We start from the raw sequence: 2388 nt of genomic DNA, 5'->3' as shown, positions 1-2388 counted from the left end.
TCTATACGGAGTTACAAAGGAATGAATTAGACGAAGCGATCTGGAAAGGTCCGCAATAAAGGGTAAAAGCCCCGTAGTCGAAAGTTCATTCTCTCCAGAGTGTATCCTGAGTACGGCGGAACACGTGAAATTCCGTCGGAATCCGGGAGGACCATCTCCCAAGGCTAAATACTCCCTAGTGACCGATAGTGAACAAGTACCGTGAGGGAAAGGTGAAAAGCACCCCGCGAGGGGAGTGAAATAGAACCTGAAACCATGTGCCTACAAGTAGTCAGAGCCCGGTGCGTATTTTCCTTCGGGGAAATACGCTGGGTGATGGCGTGCCTTTTGTAGAATGAACCGGCGAGTTACTGATTCCATGCAAGGTTAAGCAGAGAATGCGAAGCCGCAGCGAAAGCGAGTCTGAATAGGGCGAATAAGTATGGGGTCGTCGACCCGAAACCAGGTGATCTATCCATGAGCAGGTTGAAGGTAAGGTAACACTTACTGGAGGCCCGAACCCACGTATGTTGAAAAATGCGGGGATGAGGTGTGGGTAGCGGTGAAATTCCAATCGAACCTGGAGATAGCTGGTTCTCTCCGAAATAGCTTTAGGGCTAGCCTCAAACGATAGAATCTCGGAGGTAGAGCACTGTTTGGACTAGGGGCCCATCCCGGGTTACCGAATTCAGACAAACTCCGAATGCCGAAGATTTATGTTTGGGAGTCAGACTGCGGGTGATAAGATCCGTAGTCGAGAGGGAAACAGCCCAGACCACCAGTTAAGGTCCCCAAGTATCTGTTAAGTGGAAAAGGATGTGGCGTTGCCCAGACAACCAGGATGTTGGCTTAGAAGCAGCCATCATTTAAAGAGTGCGTAACAGCTCACTGGTCGAGTGGCGCTGCGCCGAAAATGTACCGGGGCTAAACAGATCACCGAAACTGTGGATTGACACTTTGTGTCAGTGGTAGGAGAGCGTTCCAAGGGCGTCGAAGCTAGATCGTAAGGACTAGTGGAGCGCTTAAAAGTGAGAATGCCGGCATGAGTAACGAAAGAAGGGTGAGAATCCCTTCCACCGAATGCCCAAGGTTTCCTGAGGAAGGCTCGTCCGCTCAGGGTTAGTCAGGACCTAAGTTGAGGCCGAAAGGCGTAGTCGATGGGAACCAGGTTGATATTCCTGTACCACCTCCCCGCCGTTTGAGCAATGGGGTGACGCAGTAGGATAGGGTGAGCGCACTGTTGGTTATGTGCGTCTAAGCAGTGAGGTGTGAAATGAGGCAAATCCCATTTCTATAACATTGAGCTGTGATGGCAAGGGGAGTATTCCCTGGAGTCCCTGATTTCACGCTGCCAAGAAAAGCCTCTAGCGAGGCGGGAGGTGCCTGTACCGCAAACCGACACAGGTAGGCGAGGAGAGAATCCTAAGGTGATCGAGAGAACTCTCGTTAAGGAACTCGGCAAAATGACCCCGTAACTTCGGGAGAAGGGGTGCTCTGGTAGGGTGTTAAAGCCCGAGAGAGCCGCAGTGAATAGGCCCAGGCGACTGTTTAGCAAAAACACAGGTCTCTGCAAAACCGCAAGGTGAAGTATAGGGGCTGACGCCTGCCCGGTGCTGGAAGGTTAAGAGGAGAGGTTAGCGCAAGCGAAGCTTCGAATTGAAGCCCCAGTAAACGGCGGCCGTAACTATAACGGTCCTAAGGTAGCGAAATTCCTTGTCGGGTAAGTTCCGACCCGCACGAAAGGCGTAACGATCTGGGCACTGTCTCAACGAGAGACTCGGTGAAATTATAGTACCTGTGAAGATGCAGGTTACCCGCGACAGGACGGAAAGACCCCGTGGAGCTTTACTGTAGCTTGATATTGAATTCCGATGCAACCTGTACAGGATAGGTAGGAGCCTTAGATTCCGGAGCGCTAGCTTCGGAGGAGGCGTTGGTGGGATACTACCCTGGTTGTATTGGACTTCTAACCCATGCCCCTTATCGGGGCAGGAGACAGTGTCAGGTGGGCAGTTTGACTGGGGCGGTCGCCTCCTAAAGAGTAACGGAGGCGCCCAAAGGTTCCCTCAGAATGGTTGGACATCATTCGTAGAGTGCAAAGGCATAAGGGAGCTTGACTGCGAGACCTACAAGTCGAGCAGGGTCGAAAGACGGGCTTAGTGATCCGGTGGTTCCGCATGGAAGGGCCATCGCTCAACGGATAAAAGCTACCCCGGGGATAACAGGCTTATCTCCCCCAAGAGTCCACATCGACGGGGAGGTTTGGCACCTCGATGTCGGCTCATCGCATCCTGGGGCTGTAGTCGGTCCCAAGGGTTCGGCTGTTCGCCGATTAAAGTGGTACGTGAGCTGGGTTCAGAACGTCGTGAGACAGTTCGGTCCCTATCTGTGGTGGGCGTTGGATGATTG

At 52.6% G+C, this 2388-nt stretch carries 1 rRNA gene; it reads left to right on the top strand.

Annotation, left to right across the window (positions count from 1 at the left end):
• A 23S ribosomal RNA gene (locus ACFSDX_RS18970) occupies positions 1 to 2388 on the top strand; the annotation flags it as partial.

Origin of the sequence: Hymenobacter bucti, assembly GCF_042681145.1 — a bacterium.
GTDB lineage: Bacteria > Bacteroidota > Bacteroidia > Cytophagales > Hymenobacteraceae > Hymenobacter > Hymenobacter bucti.
The sequence above is the reverse complement of the archived record's forward strand: the minus strand, read 5'-3'. Positions and strand labels throughout refer to the sequence as shown.